The organism is Oleiphilus sp. HI0128, from assembly GCF_001635365.1.
This window is the reverse complement of record NZ_LWGG01001139.1, coordinates 1-1,085: the sequence shown is the minus strand read 5'-3', so window position 1 is coordinate 1,085 and position 1,085 is coordinate 1. Positions and strand designations below refer to the sequence as shown.

Genomic DNA, 1,085 nt, shown 5'->3' with positions numbered 1-1,085 from the left:
AACTTTGCCATTAAGCGTTGCATCATAACCCGCTGTGCCACCGAAACCGATGACTTCGCGATTGCTCAGTGCATACTCTCCGGCACCTTGTGTTGAATAGATTATTTGGCTGGTTGTTACGTCAATGATATTGATGGAAACTTTGGCATAAGCAATTTGCTCCTTTCCGCGCCCCAAGATACCAAATAGTTGCTTGTCACCAACTTCTTTACGGCCAAACTCCGAGACTGCGCCTGAAACGACATATCTTGCGCCCGTAATGTTTTGCTTTTGACCGCGATAGGCAGCTTCTTGCTCAAGCTCTTTCATCGCGTCACGGTCAACAAGGTTGAATCTGTTCGTTTGTTGAAGGTGGGTCTTTAAGATGGTCTTGCCTTGCGAACCTAGGCGATCGCCACCAGAAGAAAATAGACCCTGCATATAGTTTGAACGGTTATTAAAATTGCCTACTACCATGGCTGTTTTCTTACCACTATAGTTTGTTTGATAGCTGGCAACTCGATCTGGTTGAATAGCTCGCTTACTTTCCGTTGCGCAGGCGCTAAGGAGTACAAAAAGTGAAACTAAGGAAATTACTTTGCTAAAACGTAAGGAGAAATTCTTCATAATTAAGGTCCTTCAGGTAGGTTTGCTCCAAAGATTATCACAGCAACAAGCCTAGGTGTACTGGATTAATCTTCAATATGGGGCGAATCACCCCGCTTAATTGGGTATAATATGCGCCAGTTTTATTTTTATCTCATTCTGTAAAAGAGGCCTCCTTTGACCCAGTTTCGTCCCTGTATCGATTTACATCAAGGCAAAGTAAAGCAAATTGTTGGTGGTAGCTTGAATGACCAAGGTGCCGATACTAATTTTGTGAGTGCTTATGATGCGGCTTACTATGCTTCCTTATACAAGGAGCATAACTTACAAGGTGGGCATGTTATTGCACTAGGCCCAGGAAATAAGGACGAAGCACTTAAGGCACTATCGGCCTGGCCTCAAGGTTTACAATTTGGCGGGGGCGTTAATCATGAAAATGCCAGCGAGTTTTTGGAAGCAGGTGCGTCGCATTTGATCGTCACGTCTTACCTCTTCGAAGA

General features: G+C 44.2%; 2 protein-coding genes. One reads left to right on the top strand and one right to left on the bottom strand.

The genetic code is table 11. The annotated features are described in order from the left end of the window. Positions 1-606 (bottom strand): CsgG/HfaB family protein (locus tag A3763_RS19325; RefSeq protein ID WP_068760362.1); only part of this gene is annotated, 606 nt, incomplete at its 3' end. A gap of 156 nt (positions 607-762) precedes the next feature. On the opposite strand from A3763_RS19325, the gene A3763_RS19320 reads away from it, so the two are divergent. Next, the coding region (locus A3763_RS19320) for a HisA/HisF-related TIM barrel protein (RefSeq protein WP_255376629.1) at positions 763-1,085 on the top strand (323 nt) is incomplete at its 3' end.